Here is a 16,346-nt window from a genome sequence, read left to right as displayed (position 1 = left end):
CGGTCATCCAGCAGCAGGTCACAAACGGTGTCGCCGTACGCATGGCCGTGCTGGCCACCATTGCCCGCAACGTCCAGGCGCGGCGGCAACTGAAGTGAGAACGAGGCAGCCTCTTCCTGTGGGGCCGGCTTCAGCCGGCCTCAGATGTCAGGCTAAAGCCTGACCCACAACAGATGAACAATCCAAGCAAACCCCACCGCGGCACCATCTTCCTCGAAGACGCCGAAGTCGTCGCGCAGACGGCGTTCGACGCGAACCAGTTCGTCCTGAAACTGAAGGCGCCGAAGTGCGCCGCGACGGCGCAGCCGGGATCGTTCGTGCACCTGACCTGCGATGAATCGCTGCCGATGCGGCGACCGTTGTCGATCATGCGGGTCGATGCGCAGCGCGGCACGGTGGAGGTGCTGTACAAGATCGTCGGCCACGGCCTGCATCTGCTGTCGGCGAAGAAGGCCGGCGATCGCATCAGCACGCTCGGCCCGATCGGCAACAGCTTCGTGCCGCATCCCGGGCGACCGCGCACGCTGCTGGTCGGCGGCGGCGTGGGCATTCCGCCCATGGTCTTTCTCGCCGAGGCGCTGCGCGAACGCAGTGATGCGGACTGGAAGCCGCTGGTGCTGATGGGATCGGAAGTGCCCTTCCCCTTCCGCTCGCGCCCGTCGACGATTCTTGTACCCGGGATGCCCGAAGGCGCCATCGCCTGCATGCCGCTGCTCGATGAATGGGGCGTGCCGAGCCGGCTCGCCAGCCTCGCGGGTTATCCGGGCTGCTTCGATGGCTACGTCACCGATCTCGCAGCTGCATGGCTGGGGTCGCTGGATCGCGCTGCACTCGCGCAAGTCGAGATATTCGCGTGCGGCCCGACCGTCATGCTCACGGCCGCTGCCGCGGTCGCGAAACGCTTCGACATCCCATGCCAGGTTTCGCTCGAAGAATTCATGGCCTGCGCCGTCGGCGGCTGCGCCGGCTGCGCGGTGAAGGTCGCGACGCCGAATGGACCGGCGATGAAGCGGGTGTGCGTGGATGGGCCGGTCTTCGACGCCGCTGCGGTGTTCAACGCCTGAGACAGACCGAGAGCCGCAAAGACCGCATAAAAGAAATCGAGTTCTTTTATCCGGTCTTTGCGGCCTCAGCCTCTCTCATCCGAAGTTGATCTTCGCTTCCAGATTCGTGCGCGAATCCGCGTAGTTCAGCGCATCTTCCATCGTGATGCGGCCCGCCTTGTACAGTTCGTACAGCGCCGTATCGAAGTGCTGCATGCCTTTCTCGCTGCTGGTGCGCAGCGCTTCCTTGGCGCCGATGACGTCGCCCTTCTTGATCAGCTCCTGCACGTGCGGCGTGTTGATCAGCAGTTCGACCGCGGCGACGCGGCGCTTGTTCTTACCCGGAATCAGTCGCTGCGCAATGATCGCGCGCAGGTACTGCGACAGGTCGAGGAAGATCTGGGTGTGCTGGTCGAGCGGGAACATGTTGATGCAGCGATCCAGCGTTTCGGCCGCGTTGTTCGCATGCAAGGTCGCCAGCACCAGGTGACCCGTGCCGGCCAGCATGATGGCCGACTCCATCGTTTCGCGGTCGCGGATTTCGCCGATCAGCAGCATGTCGGGCGCTGCGCGCATCGCGCTTTTCAGGGCGCGAGCGTACGACTTTGTGTCGAGACCGACTTCGCGCTGATTGACGATGGACTTCTTGTTGGAGTGCAGGAACTCGATCGGATCTTCGATCGTGATGATGTGATCCGATGAATTCTCGTTGCGGTAGTTGATCATCGACGCAAGCGTCGTCGACTTGCCCGAGCCGGTCGCACCGACCATCAGCAGCAGGCCGCGCTTCATCATCACCAGATCCTTGAGGATCTCCGGCAGCCCGAGATCGTCGAGCCGCGGCATGTCGGCTGTGATGTAGCGCAGCACCATCGCAGGATTGCCGCGCTGGTGAAACACGTTGATGCGGAAGCGGCCAAGTCCCGGCTCGGAAATCGCGAAGTCGATTTCGAGTTCTTCGTTGAACGCCTCGATCTGTTCCTGCGTCATCAGGCCATAGGCAGCCTGGCGCACGACTTCCGGCGTCAGCATCTGCTTGTTGACCGGAAAGATCTGGCCCTCGATCTTGATCTTGATCGGCGCATACGACGTGAAGAACAGGTCGGACGCGCGCTTGTCCACCATCAACTTGAACAGTGGCTTGGTATTGAGAACGACCGGCCGCTCTTCGCTGCCCGTGCTCCCGGCATCCATCACTTCGCTGTCTACTGCCATAGCCTTCTCGGACTGAAGAGTTTCACACGGAGGTCACGGAGACCACGGAGACAAGAAGAATTTCCACGGGGGACACGGGGAGCACGGGGAGCACGGGGACAAGAAAAGATTTTTCTGTTCCGAGCCCCGTGTTCCCCGTGTCCCCCGTGGAAATTATTTCTTTTTCTCTCTTCTCTGCTCCGTGGTCTCCGTGACCTCCGTGTGAAACTCCGAACCTCTTACCTGCCGAACGTATGATCGGTCTCGTCTTCCATGATGCGCAGGCTGTTGCCCGCTTCATCGGAAATCTTCATCTCGCGCTTGCTTTCCAGCTTGATGCGCAGCCGGACTTCGTTCTTCGAGTCGGCGTTACGCAGCGCATCTTCATAGGAAATCATGCCGGCCTCGTACAGCTCGAACAGCGACTGGTCGAAGGTCTTCATGCCCAGCCGGTTCGACTTGGACATGACTTCCTTGATGGCCGCGACTTCGCCCTTGAAGATCAGGTCGGCGATCAGCGGCGAATTGAGCATGATTTCCATCGCGGCGATGCGGCCGGAGCCGGATTCGCGCGGGATCAGGCGCTGCGAGATCAGCGCGCGGGTATTCAATGACAGATCCATCAGCAACTGTTCGCGACGTTCTTCCGGGAAGAAGTTGATGATGCGGTCCAGCGCCTGGTTGGCGCTGTTGGCGTGCAGGGTGGCGAGCACGAGGTGGCCGGTTTCGGCGAACTGGATGCCGTACTCCATGGTGTCGCGGTCGCGGATTTCGCCGATCAGGATGACGTCGGGCGCCTGACGCAGCGTGTTCTTGAGCGCCATGTGCCAGGACTCGGTGTCGACGCCGACTTCGCGATGCGTGATCACGCAGCCCTTGTGGTCGTGGACGTATTCGACCGGATCTTCGATCGTGATGATGTGGCCGCGGGTCTTCTCATTGCGGTAGTTGAGCATCGCGGCGAGCGATGTCGATTTACCGGAACCGGTGCCGCCGACGAGGATGACCAGGCCGCGCTTGGTCATGACGATGTCCTTGAGGACCGGCGGCAGCTGCATTTCTTCGAGCGTCGGGATCTTGGCGTTGATGGTTCGCACCACGCAGCCGATCAGGCCCTGCTGCACGAAGGCGCTGACGCGGAAACGGCCGATGCCGGCGGGCGCGATCGCGAAATTACACTCCTTGCTGGCGTCGAATTCGCGGGTCTGCTTGTCGTTCATGATCGAACGCACCAGCACCGCACTCTGCTCGGGCGTCAGGATGCGTTCCGACTGCGGCCGGATCTCGCCGTCGACCTTGATGGCCGGCGGAAATCCCGAGGTGATGAACAGGTCGGAGCCCTTGCGCTCGACGAGGCGCTTGAGCAGGTCCTGCATCAGTTTGATGGCTTGTTCGCGTTCCATTCTCAGCTCCGCTGGCGACGGGCGACGGCCAACAGGCCACAGCCAGCGTCGGAAAAGTCAGACTGCTCCTGTCGTAGCCCGCAGCCTGTAGCCTGTAGCCTCATCTCAGAACGCATCCTTGTTCTGCGCCCTGAACCGCGCCTCTTCCTTGGAGATCAGGCCTTTCTGCAGCAACTCGGTCAGGCACTGGTCGAGCGTCTGCATCCCTGAGGACTGGCCGGTCTGGATCGCCGAGTACATCTGCGCGATCTTGCCTTCGCGGATCAGGTTACGAATCGCAGGCGTGCCGATCATGATCTCGTGCGCGGCGACGCGACCGCCGCCGATGCGCTTGAGCAGCGTCTGGGAAATGACGGCGCGCAGCGATTCGGACAGCATGGTCCGCACCATTTCTTTCTCCGCGGCCGGAAACACGTCGACGATACGGTCGATGGTCTTGGCGGCCGAGGTCGTGTGCAGGGTGCCGAACACCAGGTGGCCGGTTTCGGCGGCGGTCAGTGCGAGGCGCACGGTTTCCAGGTCGCGCATTTCGCCGACCAGCACGATGTCGGGGTCTTCGCGCAGCGCCGAGCGCAGCGCTTCGGAGAAGCCGAGCGTGTCGCGGTGCACTTCGCGCTGGTTGACCAGCGAGCGCTTGCTCTCGTGCACGAACTCGATCGGGTCTTCGATCGTGATGATGTGATCGGGCTTGTTGTCGTTGATGTAGTTGATCATCGCCGCGAGCGTGGTCGACTTGCCGGAACCGGTCGGACCGGTCACCAGCACGAGGCCGCGGGGATGCATGGAAATGTCCTTGAAGATCTTCGGCGCGTTCAGGTCGTCGAGCGACATGATCAGCGACGGAATCGTGCGGAACACGGCGCCGGCGCCGCGGTTCTGGTTGAACGCATTGACGCGGAAGCGCGCGAGCTTGGGAATCTCGAAGGAAAAGTCCGTCTCGTAGAATTCCTCGTAAGCCTTGCGCTGCTTGTCGTTCATGATGTCGTACACCATGCTGTGCACTTCCTTGTGGGTCAGTGACGGCATGTTGATACGCTTCATGTCGCCGTCGACGCGGATCATCGGCGGCACGCCCGCGGACAGGTGCAGGTCCGAGGCATTGTTCTTGACGGCGAACGCGAGCAACTGCGCGATATCGACGGGCATGAAGAAGTCCTTAAAGTCGTGCGTGCACGCGTGAGCTTCGCAAACCGGTGCATGCGTTGCGCCCGCGGCCGAAGCCCGCACGGCGACACGCTGTTTCGAGTATAGCGGAGCGATTACGCGCCAAATATGTTAACTAGTCCGCAGTTTTAGGCCGGAAAGGCCCTGGCCTGCGGACATCCGATCCGACTTCTCGATTCCCCGGTGCGCAATGCGAGATGTGCAACGCGAGAAACGGTGGGGCGAACTGGATGAAGTTGAATGCCGGAACATGATCTGACAGAACGCTTCGCGATGACCCGGACGCGCATCGCATCTGCGACGACTCGTGCAGGCCGCCCGGCCGGATCTGTCAGCCTGGTCGCAATCAGCAAGGGACAGCCGGCCGCCGCCATCCGCGCGCTGGCGGAACTGGGGCAACGCGATTTCGGCGAAAACTATCTGCAGGAAGCCATGCCCAAGCTCGAGGCACTCAGGGATCTGCCGATCACCTGGCACTTCACCGGACAGATCCAGAGCAACAAGACCCGCACGATCGCCGAGTCCTTCGCCTGGGTTCACACGCTGGATCGCGAGCGCATCGCGCTGCGCCTGAACGAGCAGCGTCCGGAACACCTGCCTCCTATTAATGTGTGCCTGGAAGTCCGGCTGGAGGAGGAAGCGGGCAAGGGAGGCGCCGAACCGGCGCAGATCGCCGACCTGGCCGCGCGGGTGCGCGACCTGCCGCGCCTGAAGCTGCGGGGACTCATGGCATTGCCGCCGCCGCGCGAATCGTTCGCGGAACAGAAGCAGCTGTTCGATCGCGTGGCGAACCTGCTGCAGGAACTACAGGCGGCCGGCTTCGACGTGGACACCCTGTCGATGGGCATGTCCGGCGATCTCGAAGCCGCGATCGCGGCCGGCGCGACGTACGTACGCGTAGGCACGGCCCTGTTCGGAGAACGCCGACCCGCCTGAGGGATGCTTGACGGCGGGGGTCGATCCGGTTTGCACTCATCCACCCGTTTCAATCATCGACCGATTCCCATGCCTCATACCCTCTGTTTCATCGGCGGCGGCAACATGGCCCGCAGTCTCATCGGCGGATTGATCGCGCGCGGTCGCGACGCGAAGCTCATGACTGTCGCGGATCCGATGCCGGCGCAGCTCGAATCGCTGCAGCGACAGTTCGGCGTGCGCGGCACGACCAGCAACCTGGAAGCCGCGACCGGCGCCGATGTCATCGTGCTGGCGGTCAAGCCGCAGGAGATGCGCACTGTCACGACGGCACTCGCGGGCGCGCTGCCGAAGCAGCCGCTGCTCATTTCCGTCGCTGCCGGCATTCGCGCCAGCGACATCCGCCACTGGTCGAAGGGCGCACCGGTCGTGCGCTGCATGCCGAATCGCCCGGCGCTCGAAGGCTGCGGCATGACCGGCCTGTTTGCGACGCCTGAAGTGTCAGCCGAGCATCGGCGCATCGCCGCCGACCTGCTCAGCGCCGTAGGCAAGACGCTGTGGCTGGAGCAGGAAGCGCAGATGGACGTGGTCACCGCAGTCTCGGGCAGCGGCCCCGCATATTTCTTCCTGCTGATCGAAATGCTCGAACAGGCCGGCATCCAGCTGGGCCTGTCGCCGGAAACGAGCCGGCAGCTCGCGGTCGAAACCGCCTACGGCTCCGGACGCATGGCGCGCGAATCGAGCGATTCGCCCGCCACGTTGCGCCAGCAGGTGACCTCCAAGGGCGGCACGACGCAGGCGGCGCTCGACGTCCTGGAGTCGAAAGAAGTCCGTGCTATCTTTTCGGCCGCTGTCGCCGCCGCCGCGCGACGCTCCGCGGAACTGGCCGACGAGTTCGGCGGATAAGAAGCAACTCTCAGGCTCCCGCGATTCCAATGGATGCATTGATCTTCATCGTCCGCGCCCTGCTGCAGATCGTCATCGTGGTCTTTCTGCTGCGCGTGCTGCTGCCGCTGGCGCGCGCCGATTCGCGCAACCAGCTTTCCCAGGCCGTCATCCGGATGACCAATCCGCTGGTGCTGCCCCTGCGCAGGATCGTGCCGCCGATCGGCAAGGTCGATACCGCGTCGATCGTCGCGCTGCTGCTGGTCCAGCTCGCGGCCACCGGCATCCTCTGGCTGCTGATGGCGTACCCGGGACTGTTGGGAACGGGCTGGTTCCTGCGCATCGCGCTCTTCAGCCTGCTCGACACGATTCTGCTCTTCTATACGTACGCCCTGTTCCTTTACATCCTGCTGAGCTGGGTCGCGCCGGGCACGTACAGCCCCGCGGCCTCGTTGCTGCAGAGCCTGTGCGAACCGCTGCTGCGTCCCGTGCGCCGGATCATCCCGGCCATCGCCGGCATCGATTTTTCCGCACTGTTCGTCATCATCGGCCTGCAGGCGCTGTACATCCTCATCAGCTGATCGCCATGCCCGCCGTCCACTGGCAGGGTACGGCGCTGCTCCTGCAACTGCAGGTCCAGCCCGGTGCTTCACGCGACGAGATCGTCGGCCTCCACGGCGAACGACTGCGCATCCGCATCACCGCACCGCCGGTCGATGGCAAGGCCAACCGGCATCTCGTCGAATGGCTGGCGACCGTGTTCGATGTACCGCGCTCGCAGGTGACGCTGCTGCGGGGCGAAGCGGGCCGCGCCAAGACGGTTCGCATCGACACACCGCGCAAGGTGCCGCCGGAAATCAGCGCGCTCGCCGCCGCGCGCTGACTGCGGAATCTACCTGCCGCTCTCACCCTGCCGCGACGCGCACGCATTGGTCTATAGTCCGGCGAACGCAGCGCTGCACCGCTGCCACAAGAAGAGGCCATGCCGATGCGAGCGATCATCAGGGCTGGAACGGGCATCGCGCTGCTGCTGGGCGCACTCGCGACACTGACGGGCTGCAATGACGCACCGCAGGCGAAGGCTCCGCCGGCACAGGAACTGAGCGAAACCTTCAAGGACTTCGGCAATTACGAAGTTCACTTCAACGCACTTCGAACCGACACCCTCTCCCCCGACATCGCACGCACCTACGGCATCCAGCGCAGCAAGAACCGCGTGATGCTCAACGTGACGCTGCTGCACAAGGACGCCGACAAAGCGCCCCGCAAGCCCATGAACGCCGCCGTCCAGGTCGATGCCTACAACTTGAACGGCCAGCTGAAGAACATGGACATGCGTCGCGTCGCCGAAGGCGAAGCCATCTACTACATCGGCGAAACCTCCATCAGCGGCTCGGAAATCCTCGTCTTCGACATCAAGGTCACGCCCGAGGGCGAAAACGGTGCGCTGGAAGTCAAGCTGAAGCGCGAGTTCGACGCGAGTTGATTCCGGAAGAAGAATTTCACACGGAGATCACGGAGAACACAGAGTTCAAGACAAGTGGTTCTTCTGTGGGGCCGGCTTCAGCCGGCCTTTGCACTTGAAGAGGCCGGCTGAAGCCGGCCCCACAGGAAGAGGATCGCCCTTCAGGTCTCTGTGATCTCCGTGATCTCCGTGTGCAACCTCTTCTCTTCTTGCAGCCACGAAACGATTTGCACCGCGAGAGAACCGTCGCACGACAACGACGAGCCGCTGACCGCGTAAAAACCCTGAAAAAATAGCTAAAAAAGATCGCGCGCTGCTTATTTCCCGTGAAATCTTGTGCTATTTTCCCGCGCGTCTTGCAAACCGGCGCGACCTGTCACACACAAAGCGGGCGCGAATCGTCACATCCACAGGAGATTAGAAATGGCGAAAAAGAATGCAGCCCCGACCAAGTCGGAGATCCTCGCTCAGATTTCGAAGGACACCGGCCTGGCCAAGAAGCAGGTCAGCGATGTATTCGAATCGCTGGGCGGCGTCGTGAAGAAGAGCCTGAAGGGCTCGGGACTGTTCACGCTGCCTGGCCTGCTGAAGATGAAGGTCGTGAAGAAGCCTGCGACGAAGGCACGTGAAGGCGTGAATCCGTTCACGGGCGAGAAGATGCAGTTCAAGGCCAAGCCGGCCAGCAAGAAGGTTCGCATTGCGGCTCTGAAGAGCCTCAAGGAAATGGTGAACTGATCCATCGGTTCTCCCTGTGGGGCCGGCTTCAGCCGGCCTCTTCTGGAAGTCAGGCTGAAACCTGACCTACAGATCTACCCCACGATCGTCTTGAGTTTCAACCGGATCCGATCGCGATCCGAGATGTGCAGCAGCCCCGCCACGCGCTGCACCAGATGTTCCTCGTGCTTGTCGATGCGCCCATCAGCGTGACTCACTTCCCACAGCATTTCGATGATGGCGAGCTTGTCGTCGTGCGGCAGCTCGGTGTTGAGCCGATGCGTGAATTCGTGCAGGGAAACCGCCCGGTCCGCCCGGTGCATGGCGCGGTTGATCAATTCATTCACCGTTTCGGCGCTCGCACCGAAGCGTCGCGCCAGCACATGGCGGATCGCCTCGAGTTCGGCTTCCGATTCGGAGAAATCCGCACGCGCCAGCTCCACGAGCAGCGATGCAATCGCGAGATCCAGCGGTTCGCGGATCTGCAGCAGGCCGGCGGGAGCCGGTTCGCTGCCGAAGATTTTCCTGAGTTGAGCCAGCACCGATTCCTCCGCGACGATTTTCAGGACGTCCGACGTACCCAGTCGAGCACGACCTGCCGCAGATCGTTCATGCGGCCGTGAAAGAAATGCTGCACGCCCTGCAGCATGACCAGTTCGGGCGGCACCGGCAGCGTCGCCACCCAGCGTTGGATATCCGCCACGTCGACGAGTTCGTCGTCATCGCCCTGTACGATCAGCCAGGGACAGGTCGGCAGGTTTGCAGCATCCACCGCGACGCGCCGGATGGCGGGCGCGACTGTAATCAGTCTGCGGACGTCACGACGCACTGCGGCGCGAATCGCGACGGCACCGCCGAACGAAAACCCACCGAGCCACAATCCGGCGCCCGGCCAGCGTTCACGCGCCCAGTCGAGCACGGCGATCGCATCGTCCGTCTCGCCATCGCCTTCCGCATAGGCGCCAGCACTTGCGCCAACACCCCGATAGTTGAAGCGCACCGCCGGCACGCCAAGATCGTTACACGCCTTGGCGAGCATGTGCACGACCTTGTTGGTCATGGTGCCGCCGTACAGCGGGTGCGGATGACAGATCACGGCGATCTGCGTCGCAGCGCTGTCGGGCGGCGTGTCGACGATGGCTTCCAGCACGCCCGCCGGACCGGCAATGGTGACGGCCTGCGTCACCGGTCGAGGCGCGTTGAGGCTCATCGAGACTTCACTTGCGCGGGCTCGATCGCGAGCAGTTCGACGTCGAACAGCAACGTGGCTCCCGGCGGAATCACGCGGCCGGCGCCCCGATCGCCATAACCCAGCTCCGCCGGCACGATCAGCAGGCGACGACCGCCGACGCTCATGCCGGCGACACCTTCATCCCACCCCTTGATGACGCTGCCCGCACCGACAGCGAACCGGAACGGCGTGCCGCGATCACGCGAGCTGTCGAACTTCGCGCCCTTCTGCTCGGCGGCGGCCGGATCGTAGAGCCAGCCGGTGTAGTGCACGACCGCGACCTGGTATTGCGCGATCGGTTCGCCGGTACCGACGACGACATCGGTTTTGACCAGTTCGGTGATCGCAGGTGTAGCCGAAGCGCTGGGCGCCGGCGGAGCTTTGGGCGAGCAGGCCGCGAGCAGCGCAACGGCGAGCAGCAACGGAATCGATCGGAGCATCGGAGCCTCGTTGGTGGACTGCGGTTACTTCATCGACAACAACAGGCGATTGAGCCGATGCACGAAGGCTGCCGGCTCGGGCAACTGGCCGCCATCGGCCAGCGTCGCCTGATCGAGCACGAGCAGCGACAGATCGTTGAACTCGGCCTCGTCCTGCGTCGACTCGATGCGCGCCAGCAACGGGTGCGTCGCGTTCACTTCCAGCGCCGGTTTGGTCGCCGGCGCCTTCTGGCCAGCCGCTTCCAGGATACGACGCATCTGCGCGCCGAGATCGTGCTCGCCCAGCACCAGGCAGGCGGGCGACTCGGTGAGGCGATGCGTGACGCGCACGTCGCTGACCCTGTCTCCCAGCGACTTCTTGAGGCGCTCGATCAGATCGGCATGTTCCTTCGCCAGCGACTCCTGCGACTTCTTTTCCTCGTCCGACTGCAGCGCGCTCAGATCCATCTCGCCGCGCGCGGCATTGACGAACTTCTTGCCGTCGAACTCATGCAGGTGATCCACCAGCCACTCGTCGACGCGATCCGACAGCAACAGCGCCTCGATTCCTTTCTTGCGCAGCACTTCCAGGTGCGGACTCGACTTCGCGGCGCCGAACGAATCGGCGATCACGTAGTAGATCGATGTCTGTCCCGGCTTCATGCGGGCGATGTAGTCCTCGAGCGAGACGTCCTGGGTTTCGCTGTCGGTATGGGTGGACGAGAACCGCAGCAGCTTGGCGATGCGCTCGCGATTGGCGTGATCTTCGGCCGGGCCTTCCTTCATCACCGAGCCGAATTCCTTCCAGAACGCGGCGTATTTCTCGGGCTCGTCCTTGGCCAGTTTCGCCAGCAGATCCAGCGTACGACGCGCGAGGCCGGTGCGGATGGTGTCGATGGCCGGATCCTGCTGCAGCATCTCGCGGGAGATGTTCAGCGGCAGATCGGCGGAATCGACCACGCCTTTCACGAAACGCAGGTAGAGCGGCAGGAACTGTTCGGCGTCGTCCATGATGAACACGCGACGCACATAGAGCTTGACGCCGCGCGCGGCGTCGCGATGCATCAGATCGAACGGTGCACGCGCCGGGATGTACAGAAGGCTGGTGTATTCCTTCTTGCCCTCGACCTTGCCATGCGACCACGCCAGCGGATCGGTGTAGTCGTGCGTGACGTGGCGATAGAACTGCTTGTAGTCGTCGTCCTTCAGTTCGGTGCGCGGCCGGGTCCACAGGGCCTGCGCATGATTGACGGTTTCGTACTCGGCCTCCTTGTCCGACTTGCGCATGCGCACCGGGAAGGCGATGTGATCCGAATACTTGCGCACCAGCGAGCGGATGCGGAAGGCATCGGCAAATTCATGCTCGGCTTCCTTCAGGTGCAGCACGATCTTCGTGCCGCGTTCCGGCAGATCGACGTCCGAAACCGTGAAGTCGCCGTCGGCCCGCGATTCCCAGTGCACGCCCTCGCTCGCCGGATGGCCGGCGCGGCGCGAGAACACTTCGACCCGATCCGCAACGATGAACGACGAATAGAAACCGACGCCGAACTGGCCGATGAGCTGGGCATCCTGCTTCTGGTCGCCGCTCAGCTTCGACAGGAAATCCGCGGTGCCGGACTTGGCGATCGTGCCCAGGTGATCGACGGCTTCCTGGCGCGTCATGCCGATACCGTTGTCGGTGATGGTGACGGTGTGTGCCTGATCGTCGGTATCGATGGTGATGGCGTAGTTCGTGTCGCCGCCCGTCAGATCGGGCTTCGCCAGTGCCTCGAAGCGCAGCTTGTCGAGCGCGTCGGAGGCGTTGGAAATCAGTTCCCGCAGGAAGATCTCCTTGTGGCTGTAGAGGGAATGGATCATCAGCCGCAACAGCTGTTTCACTTCCGCCTGGAATCCCATCGTCTGGGTGGCGCGGGTATCGGTCATCGTCTGGCTCCGTCGAGATCGCGAGGGCGCGAATGATAGGGGACTGCCGGCAAATGGGGCAGCCCGCAGCGGATTTCAAGCGCCTCTTTGATCTTCCTGTGGGGCCGGCTTCAGCCGGCCTCCGGCTGTAGGTCAGACTTCAGTCTGACTCTGAAAAGGCCGGCTAAAGCCGGCCCCACAGCAAAGAGGATCCACAAGAACCAAGAGGACGGAGTGCCCCCGCGCCCGCTTTGCGGTTACTCTCGCGCCCATGTCTGCCGCCACCACCCCCACCCTGCCTCGCGACGCCCTCGTCGAGGAATGTGCAGCCGCACTCGTCGAAGCCTTCGCCAACTACAACGCGGAGTTCCGCGCCATCACGCGCCGCGCACCGCAGCGTTTCGAGGCGCGCGACTGGAAGGGCAGCCAGCGCGATGCAGTCGAACGCATCGAACTCTATGAAAAGTGCATCAGCCGCGCCGTGGCGCAGATGCGCTCCCGGCTCGCCGACGACGTTGCCGAACGGGCGCTGTGGAGCAGCGTCAAACGGCGCTTCACCGAACTGATCGAGGCCTTCCCCGATCGCGAATTCGACAAGACGTTCTTCAACTCGGTGACGCGTCAGACCTTCCGCACCGTGGGCGTCGATGCCGCCGTCGAGTTCGTAGCGCTCGATCTCGATCCGATCGGCGAGATCCGTCACCTGATCGAAACCAACGTCTACGTGAACCGCGGCTCGCTGGAACTGCTGTTCGAGGAAGTGCTGGCGGACTTCCGCTTCCGTACGCCCTATCTCGATTTCGATCGCAGCGTCCGCACCATCACCAACGAAGTGCGCGCCCAGTGCGAAGCCGACGCCGTCGCCTCCCGCCCGCCGCTGGAAGTCGAAAAGATCGAGTTCATCCGCGTGCCGTTCTACCAGATGACGCGTGCGTACATCGTCGGCCGGATTTCAGGCAGGGACTGGATGCGCCCGTTCGTCCTGAGCTTCAAGAATTCCGAGAGCGGCGTACTGATCGACGCCGTGATGATGGACGAGAGCCCGGTCAGCATCCTGTTCAGCTTCACGCGCTCGTACTTCCACGCCGACCTGCCGCACGTCGGCCAGGCGGTGGTGTTCCTGAAGACCATCCTGCCGCGCAAGCCGATCAGCGAGCTTTACACCGTGCTGGGCCGCGCCAAGCAGGGCAAGACCGAACGCTATCGCGAACTCTTCCGGCACCTGCAGCAGAGCACCGACCAGTTCGTCCACGCCCCGGGCGACAAGGGCCTGGTGATGATCTGTTTCACGCTGCCGTCGTTCGACGTGGTGTTCAAGATCATCCGCGACCGCTTCGCCTACCCGAAGAACGTGCTGCGCGAGGAAGTGCTGCAGAAATACGAAATGGTCTTCAAGCACGATCGCGCCGGACGGCTGGTCGATGCGCAGGAATTCAAGCGCCTGAAGTTTCCGCGCGCCCGGTTCGCGGAGGCAGTCATCGAGGAACTGCGCACCGAGGCCGCGAACACCGTGCATTTCGAGGACGGCGAACTCCTCATCGATCACATCTACATCGAGCGGCGCATGACGCCGCTGAATCTGTACATCCGCAATGCGACGCGCGAAGAGGCCGAACGCGCCGTGCTCGACTACGGCCAGTGCATCCGCGACCTCGCAGTGACCAACATTTTCGCCGGCGACCTGCTGCTCAAGAACTTCGGCGTGACCCGTCACGGCCGCGTGATCTTCTACGACTACGACGAACTCTGCGCCGTCAGCGACTGCCGCTTCCGCGACGTGCCGCAGGCCAGCAACGACGAAGACGAGATGCGCGCCGAGGCCTGGTATCACGTCAACGACAACGACGTCTTTCCCGAGACGTTCATGCAGTTCCTGGGTTTCGATGCCCACCTGAAAGAAGTCTTCCTGAAGGTCCACGGCGAGATCCTCACCGCCGACTGGTGGCGCGGCATCCAGCAGCGCCTCAAGGAAGGGGATGTGATGGAAGTGCTGCCGTATCACCGGCATCGGGTGCGGGTGTTCAGCAGCATCTGATCCGTTTTCTTCCTGTAGGTCAGGCTTCAGCCTGACTCCTAAAAAAAGCCGGCTGAAGCCGGCCCCACAGAAGAGTCAGAGAGAAGCCTCAGGAACTCTCCAGCGCCTGCCGCAGATCCTCGATGAGATCCGCGCTGTCCTCGATACCCACCGACAGCCGGATCGTCGCCTCCGCAACACCCGCCCACGCCCGCTGCGCCGCATCCAGATCGCGCGGCATCATCAATTGGCCGGGCTGCACCAGCGACTCGGTCGACCCCAGGCTGGCGGAAATGGCGAAAAGCTGGAGCGCATTGGCGAAGCGCTCGGCGGAAACGATGTCGGTCCTGAGTTCGAAGCTGACGAGCGTGCCCATGTCGCGCATCTGGCGCTGCGCCAGCGCGTGCTGCGGATGCGACGCCAGGCCCGGATAGGACACACGCGCAACCGCGGGATGCGAAGCCAGAAACTGCGCAACCGCCTGCGCGTTCTCGCACTGCCGCTCGTAGCGCAGGAAGTATGTCTTGAGACCGCGCTGGATCAGGAACGCCGTATGCGGATCGAGCGTCGCGCCGAGCACGATGCCATCGCCGCGCATGGCATCGATCAGTTCGCGACGCGCGATGACGGCACCGCCCATCACGTCGCCGTGGCCCGCAGCGTACTTCGTCAGGCTGTGCACGAACACGTCGATGTCGAACTGTCCGTGGTTGTGGAAGCCGGCGAACGTATTGTCGAGCACGGTCAGCGCGCCGTGCTGACGGGCTGCGGCGACGATGCGTTCGACGTCGGCGATCTTGAGCACGGGATTGGTGGGCGACTCGAACACGATCAGCCGGGTCGGCGTCGCCGCGAGCGTCGCCTCCAGCGCATCGAGATCATCGATCGACAGCAAGGTGTGCCGCACACCGTAACGCGACAGCAGCCGTCGCACGACGTGGCGCGTGGGCTGGTAGGACTCCGCGAACAGCACGACGTGATCGCCCTGCCGGCACAGCGACAGCAGCGCAAGGCTCACGGCGCCCATGCCGGACGACGCCAGCAGGCAGCCGTCGCGGCCCTGCAATTCGGCGAGCGTCAATTCGAGCTGGCGCAAGGTGGGATTGGAGACGCGCGAGTACTGGAATCCTTCGCGCTCGCCGCGCGACTGGCGCTGCGATTCGGCGACGTCGTCGAAGGTGAACTTCACCGACTGGTAGATCGGCGCGACCAGCGGCCGGTTGTCGTCGGGAAGTTTGACCGCGGGAGGATGATTGACGCGGGTGCGGGCTTTCATGGGCGAAGAATCCCACACCCGGACCCTGCGTCAAGACGACGTCGAGACCTCGGCGCTGCGGCAGGGCTGCAATATCCACTGCTCCGCTTCTTCGAGGGAGAAGAAGACCCGCAGATCCTGGCGTTTCGCGCTGCTTTCGGTGAGCTGTTCGTACATCCGCGCCATGCCGAATTCCAGCTGCCGGCCGACGACGATCGCCTGGCGGCCGATATCGCTCAGGCTGTTGATGTACTGCGAGTACTCGACCATCTGGTCGTACGGAATCCGGACCTGGGCCTCGCGCAGATCCGCCAGCACGTTCATCTTCTTGCGGTACTCGGGATCGACGAGCATCACGGCCACCAGTTCGCGCAACTCGCTGACGGTGATGTCACCCCAGAGCGTCTGTCGGATCAGGTTCTGATCGTGATGAATGGAATATTTGAAAGGCATCGGATTGCACAAGATCCATCTTGCGTGGCCGGTTCGAACGACCGGCTGTCGTGGCCGCAGCATACCGCCGGCGCGCGACGCGGCGGAAATCGGCCGCTCAGAACTGTGACGCCCGACGCGAGTGTCAATGATTCCGTCACTGAGTTTCCGGAAAATTCGCGCACAATAGCCGCCAGGATTTTTCTGCGTCGAGTTCCGATCCCCTCCTCCGCGCAGCGGGGAGGAGGCGCGCGAAAGCGCGCCGGAATCCCCCAGCGAGGGGAGAGGGTCAGGGTGGGGGCCTCTTGCT

The 16,346-nt window shown here is 63.1% G+C and carries 17 protein-coding genes; 8 read left to right on the top strand and 9 right to left on the bottom strand.

The window, feature by feature from the left end; translation table 11 throughout:
• Nucleotides 1–173 precede the first annotated feature (173 nt).
• The gene (locus V7D81_RS20540) at nt 174–1,064 is read left to right on the top strand and encodes a dihydroorotate dehydrogenase electron transfer subunit (RefSeq protein WP_324319798.1); all 891 of its coding nucleotides are present in this window, start codon (nt 174–176) and stop codon (nt 1,062–1,064) included.
• Nucleotides 1,065–1,139: 75 nt separating this feature from the next.
• Here V7D81_RS20540 and V7D81_RS20535 read toward each other — a convergent pair whose 3' ends face one another.
• The 3 genes from V7D81_RS20535 to V7D81_RS20525 all read right to left on the bottom strand — a co-directional run bounded on the left by V7D81_RS20535 (nt 1,140) and on the right by V7D81_RS20525 (nt 4,786).
• Nucleotides 1,140–2,258, bottom strand: coding sequence for a PilT/PilU family type 4a pilus ATPase (locus V7D81_RS20535; RefSeq protein ID WP_324319796.1), 1,119 nt, complete (start codon nt 2,256–2,258; stop codon nt 1,140–1,142).
• 218 nt (nt 2,259–2,476) lie between these two features.
• Entirely contained in the window at nt 2,477–3,640 is a 1,164-nt protein-coding gene (locus V7D81_RS20530) for a PilT/PilU family type 4a pilus ATPase (RefSeq protein ID WP_324319794.1), read from the bottom strand.
• Between the two features lie 105 nt (nt 3,641–3,745).
• Nucleotides 3,746–4,786 carry a type IV pilus twitching motility protein PilT gene (locus V7D81_RS20525; protein ID WP_324319793.1) on the bottom strand — a complete coding sequence of 347 codons (1,041 nt, stop codon included), beginning with the start codon at nt 4,784–4,786 and terminating at the stop codon, nt 3,746–3,748.
• Between the two features lie 258 nt (nt 4,787–5,044).
• Between V7D81_RS20525 and V7D81_RS20520 the strand changes: the two genes are divergently transcribed.
• From V7D81_RS20520 to V7D81_RS20495, 6 genes are all read left to right on the top strand, one after another.
• Entirely contained in the window at nt 5,045–5,740 is a 696-nt protein-coding gene (locus V7D81_RS20520; RefSeq protein ID WP_324319792.1) for a YggS family pyridoxal phosphate-dependent enzyme, read from the top strand.
• Nucleotides 5,741–5,809: 69 nt separating this feature from the next.
• Complete coding sequence (gene proC / locus V7D81_RS20515; protein ID WP_324319790.1) at nt 5,810–6,625, top strand: pyrroline-5-carboxylate reductase; 816 nt, start codon at nt 5,810–5,812, stop codon at nt 6,623–6,625.
• Nucleotides 6,626–6,654: 29 nt separating this feature from the next.
• Nucleotides 6,655–7,185 (top strand): YggT family protein, encoded by a 531-nt coding sequence (locus tag V7D81_RS20510; protein WP_324319788.1) that lies wholly within the window; start codon nt 6,655–6,657, stop codon nt 7,183–7,185.
• A gap of 5 nt (nt 7,186–7,190) precedes the next feature.
• Nucleotides 7,191–7,487: a DUF167 family protein gene (locus V7D81_RS20505; protein ID WP_324319786.1), complete on the top strand. Its 297-nt coding sequence runs from the start codon at nt 7,191–7,193 to the stop codon at nt 7,485–7,487.
• A 105-nt stretch (nt 7,488–7,592) separates the two neighbouring features.
• Nucleotides 7,593–8,090, top strand: a complete 498-nt coding sequence (locus tag V7D81_RS20500) for a DUF4426 domain-containing protein (protein WP_324319784.1) — start codon at nt 7,593–7,595, stop codon at nt 8,088–8,090.
• Nucleotides 8,091–8,492: 402 nt separating this feature from the next.
• Entirely contained in the window at nt 8,493–8,804 is a 312-nt protein-coding gene (locus V7D81_RS20495; RefSeq protein ID WP_324319782.1) for an HU family DNA-binding protein, read from the top strand.
• Nucleotides 8,805–8,878: 74 nt separating this feature from the next.
• On the opposite strand, the gene V7D81_RS20490 is transcribed toward V7D81_RS20495, so the two are convergent.
• Genes V7D81_RS20490 through htpG form a run of 4 tightly spaced genes read right to left on the bottom strand, consistent with a single transcriptional unit; the run spans nt 8,879 to nt 12,356 of the window.
• Nucleotides 8,879–9,325, bottom strand: a complete 447-nt coding sequence (locus V7D81_RS20490; RefSeq protein ID WP_324319780.1) for a tellurite resistance TerB family protein — start codon at nt 9,323–9,325, stop codon at nt 8,879–8,881.
• A gap of 20 nt (nt 9,326–9,345) precedes the next feature.
• Entirely contained in the window at nt 9,346–9,993 is a 648-nt protein-coding gene (locus V7D81_RS20485) for an alpha/beta hydrolase (protein ID WP_324319778.1), read from the bottom strand.
• Complete coding sequence (locus tag V7D81_RS20480; protein WP_324319776.1) at nt 9,990–10,454, bottom strand: FKBP-type peptidyl-prolyl cis-trans isomerase; 465 nt, start codon at nt 10,452–10,454, stop codon at nt 9,990–9,992. The genes V7D81_RS20485 and V7D81_RS20480 overlap by 4 nt, the downstream gene beginning before the upstream one ends.
• Nucleotides 10,455–10,478: 24 nt before the next feature.
• Nucleotides 10,479–12,356 carry a molecular chaperone HtpG gene (gene htpG, locus V7D81_RS20475; RefSeq protein ID WP_324319774.1) on the bottom strand — a complete coding sequence of 626 codons (1,878 nt, stop codon included), beginning with the start codon at nt 12,354–12,356 and terminating at the stop codon, nt 10,479–10,481.
• A 250-nt stretch (nt 12,357–12,606) separates the two neighbouring features.
• Here htpG and aceK point away from each other — a divergent pair, with 250 nt between their 5' ends.
• Nucleotides 12,607–14,370 (top strand): bifunctional isocitrate dehydrogenase kinase/phosphatase, encoded by a 1,764-nt coding sequence (gene aceK / locus V7D81_RS20470; RefSeq protein WP_324319772.1) that lies wholly within the window; start codon nt 12,607–12,609, stop codon nt 14,368–14,370.
• Nucleotides 14,371–14,458: 88 nt separating this feature from the next.
• Here aceK and V7D81_RS20465 read toward each other — a convergent pair whose 3' ends face one another.
• Both V7D81_RS20465 and V7D81_RS20460 read right to left on the bottom strand, forming a co-directional pair.
• On the bottom strand, nt 14,459–15,625 hold the full coding sequence (locus V7D81_RS20465) for a trans-sulfuration enzyme family protein (protein WP_324319770.1): 1,167 nt from the start codon (nt 15,623–15,625) through the stop codon (nt 14,459–14,461).
• 30 nt (nt 15,626–15,655) lie between these two features.
• The coding region (locus tag V7D81_RS20460) for an STAS/SEC14 domain-containing protein (RefSeq protein WP_324319768.1) at nt 15,656–16,346 on the bottom strand (691 nt) is incomplete at its 5' end.

The sequence above is a fragment of the Povalibacter sp. genome (assembly GCF_036735925.1).
Lineage (GTDB): Bacteria > Pseudomonadota > Gammaproteobacteria > Steroidobacterales > Steroidobacteraceae > Steroidobacter.
The sequence above is the reverse complement of the archived record's forward strand: the minus strand, read 5'-3'. Positions and strand labels throughout refer to the sequence as shown.

Bases quoted from the DNA above. Each gene is read 5' to 3' on its own strand.
- proC (WP_324319790.1), top strand. From the start codon at position 5,810: ATGCCTCATACCCTCTGTTTCATCGGCGGCGGCAACATGGCCCGCAGT.
- V7D81_RS20510 (WP_324319788.1), top strand. From the start codon at position 6,655: ATGGATGCATTGATCTTCATCGTCCGCGCCCTGCTGCAGATCGTCATC.
- V7D81_RS20495 (WP_324319782.1), top strand. From the start codon at position 8,493: ATGGCGAAAAAGAATGCAGCCCCGACCAAGTCGGAGATCCTCGCTCAG.
- V7D81_RS20485 (WP_324319778.1), bottom strand. From the start codon at position 9,993: ATGAGCCTCAACGCGCCTCGACCGGTGACGCAGGCCGTCACCATTGCC.
- htpG (WP_324319774.1), bottom strand. From the start codon at position 12,356: ATGACCGATACCCGCGCCACCCAGACGATGGGATTCCAGGCGGAAGTG.
- V7D81_RS20535 (WP_324319796.1), bottom strand. From the start codon at position 2,258: ATGGCAGTAGACAGCGAAGTGATGGATGCCGGGAGCACGGGCAGCGAA.
- V7D81_RS20505 (WP_324319786.1), top strand. From the start codon at position 7,191: ATGCCCGCCGTCCACTGGCAGGGTACGGCGCTGCTCCTGCAACTGCAG.
- V7D81_RS20500 (WP_324319784.1), top strand. From the start codon at position 7,593: ATGCGAGCGATCATCAGGGCTGGAACGGGCATCGCGCTGCTGCTGGGC.
- V7D81_RS20520 (WP_324319792.1), top strand. From the start codon at position 5,045: ATGCCGGAACATGATCTGACAGAACGCTTCGCGATGACCCGGACGCGC.
- V7D81_RS20540 (WP_324319798.1), top strand. From the start codon at position 174: ATGAACAATCCAAGCAAACCCCACCGCGGCACCATCTTCCTCGAAGAC.
- V7D81_RS20465 (WP_324319770.1), bottom strand. From the start codon at position 15,625: ATGAAAGCCCGCACCCGCGTCAATCATCCTCCCGCGGTCAAACTTCCC.
- aceK (WP_324319772.1), top strand. From the start codon at position 12,607: ATGTCTGCCGCCACCACCCCCACCCTGCCTCGCGACGCCCTCGTCGAG.
- V7D81_RS20530 (WP_324319794.1), bottom strand. From the start codon at position 3,640: ATGGAACGCGAACAAGCCATCAAACTGATGCAGGACCTGCTCAAGCGC.
- V7D81_RS20525 (WP_324319793.1), bottom strand. From the start codon at position 4,786: ATGCCCGTCGATATCGCGCAGTTGCTCGCGTTCGCCGTCAAGAACAAT.
- V7D81_RS20480 (WP_324319776.1), bottom strand. From the start codon at position 10,454: ATGCTCCGATCGATTCCGTTGCTGCTCGCCGTTGCGCTGCTCGCGGCC.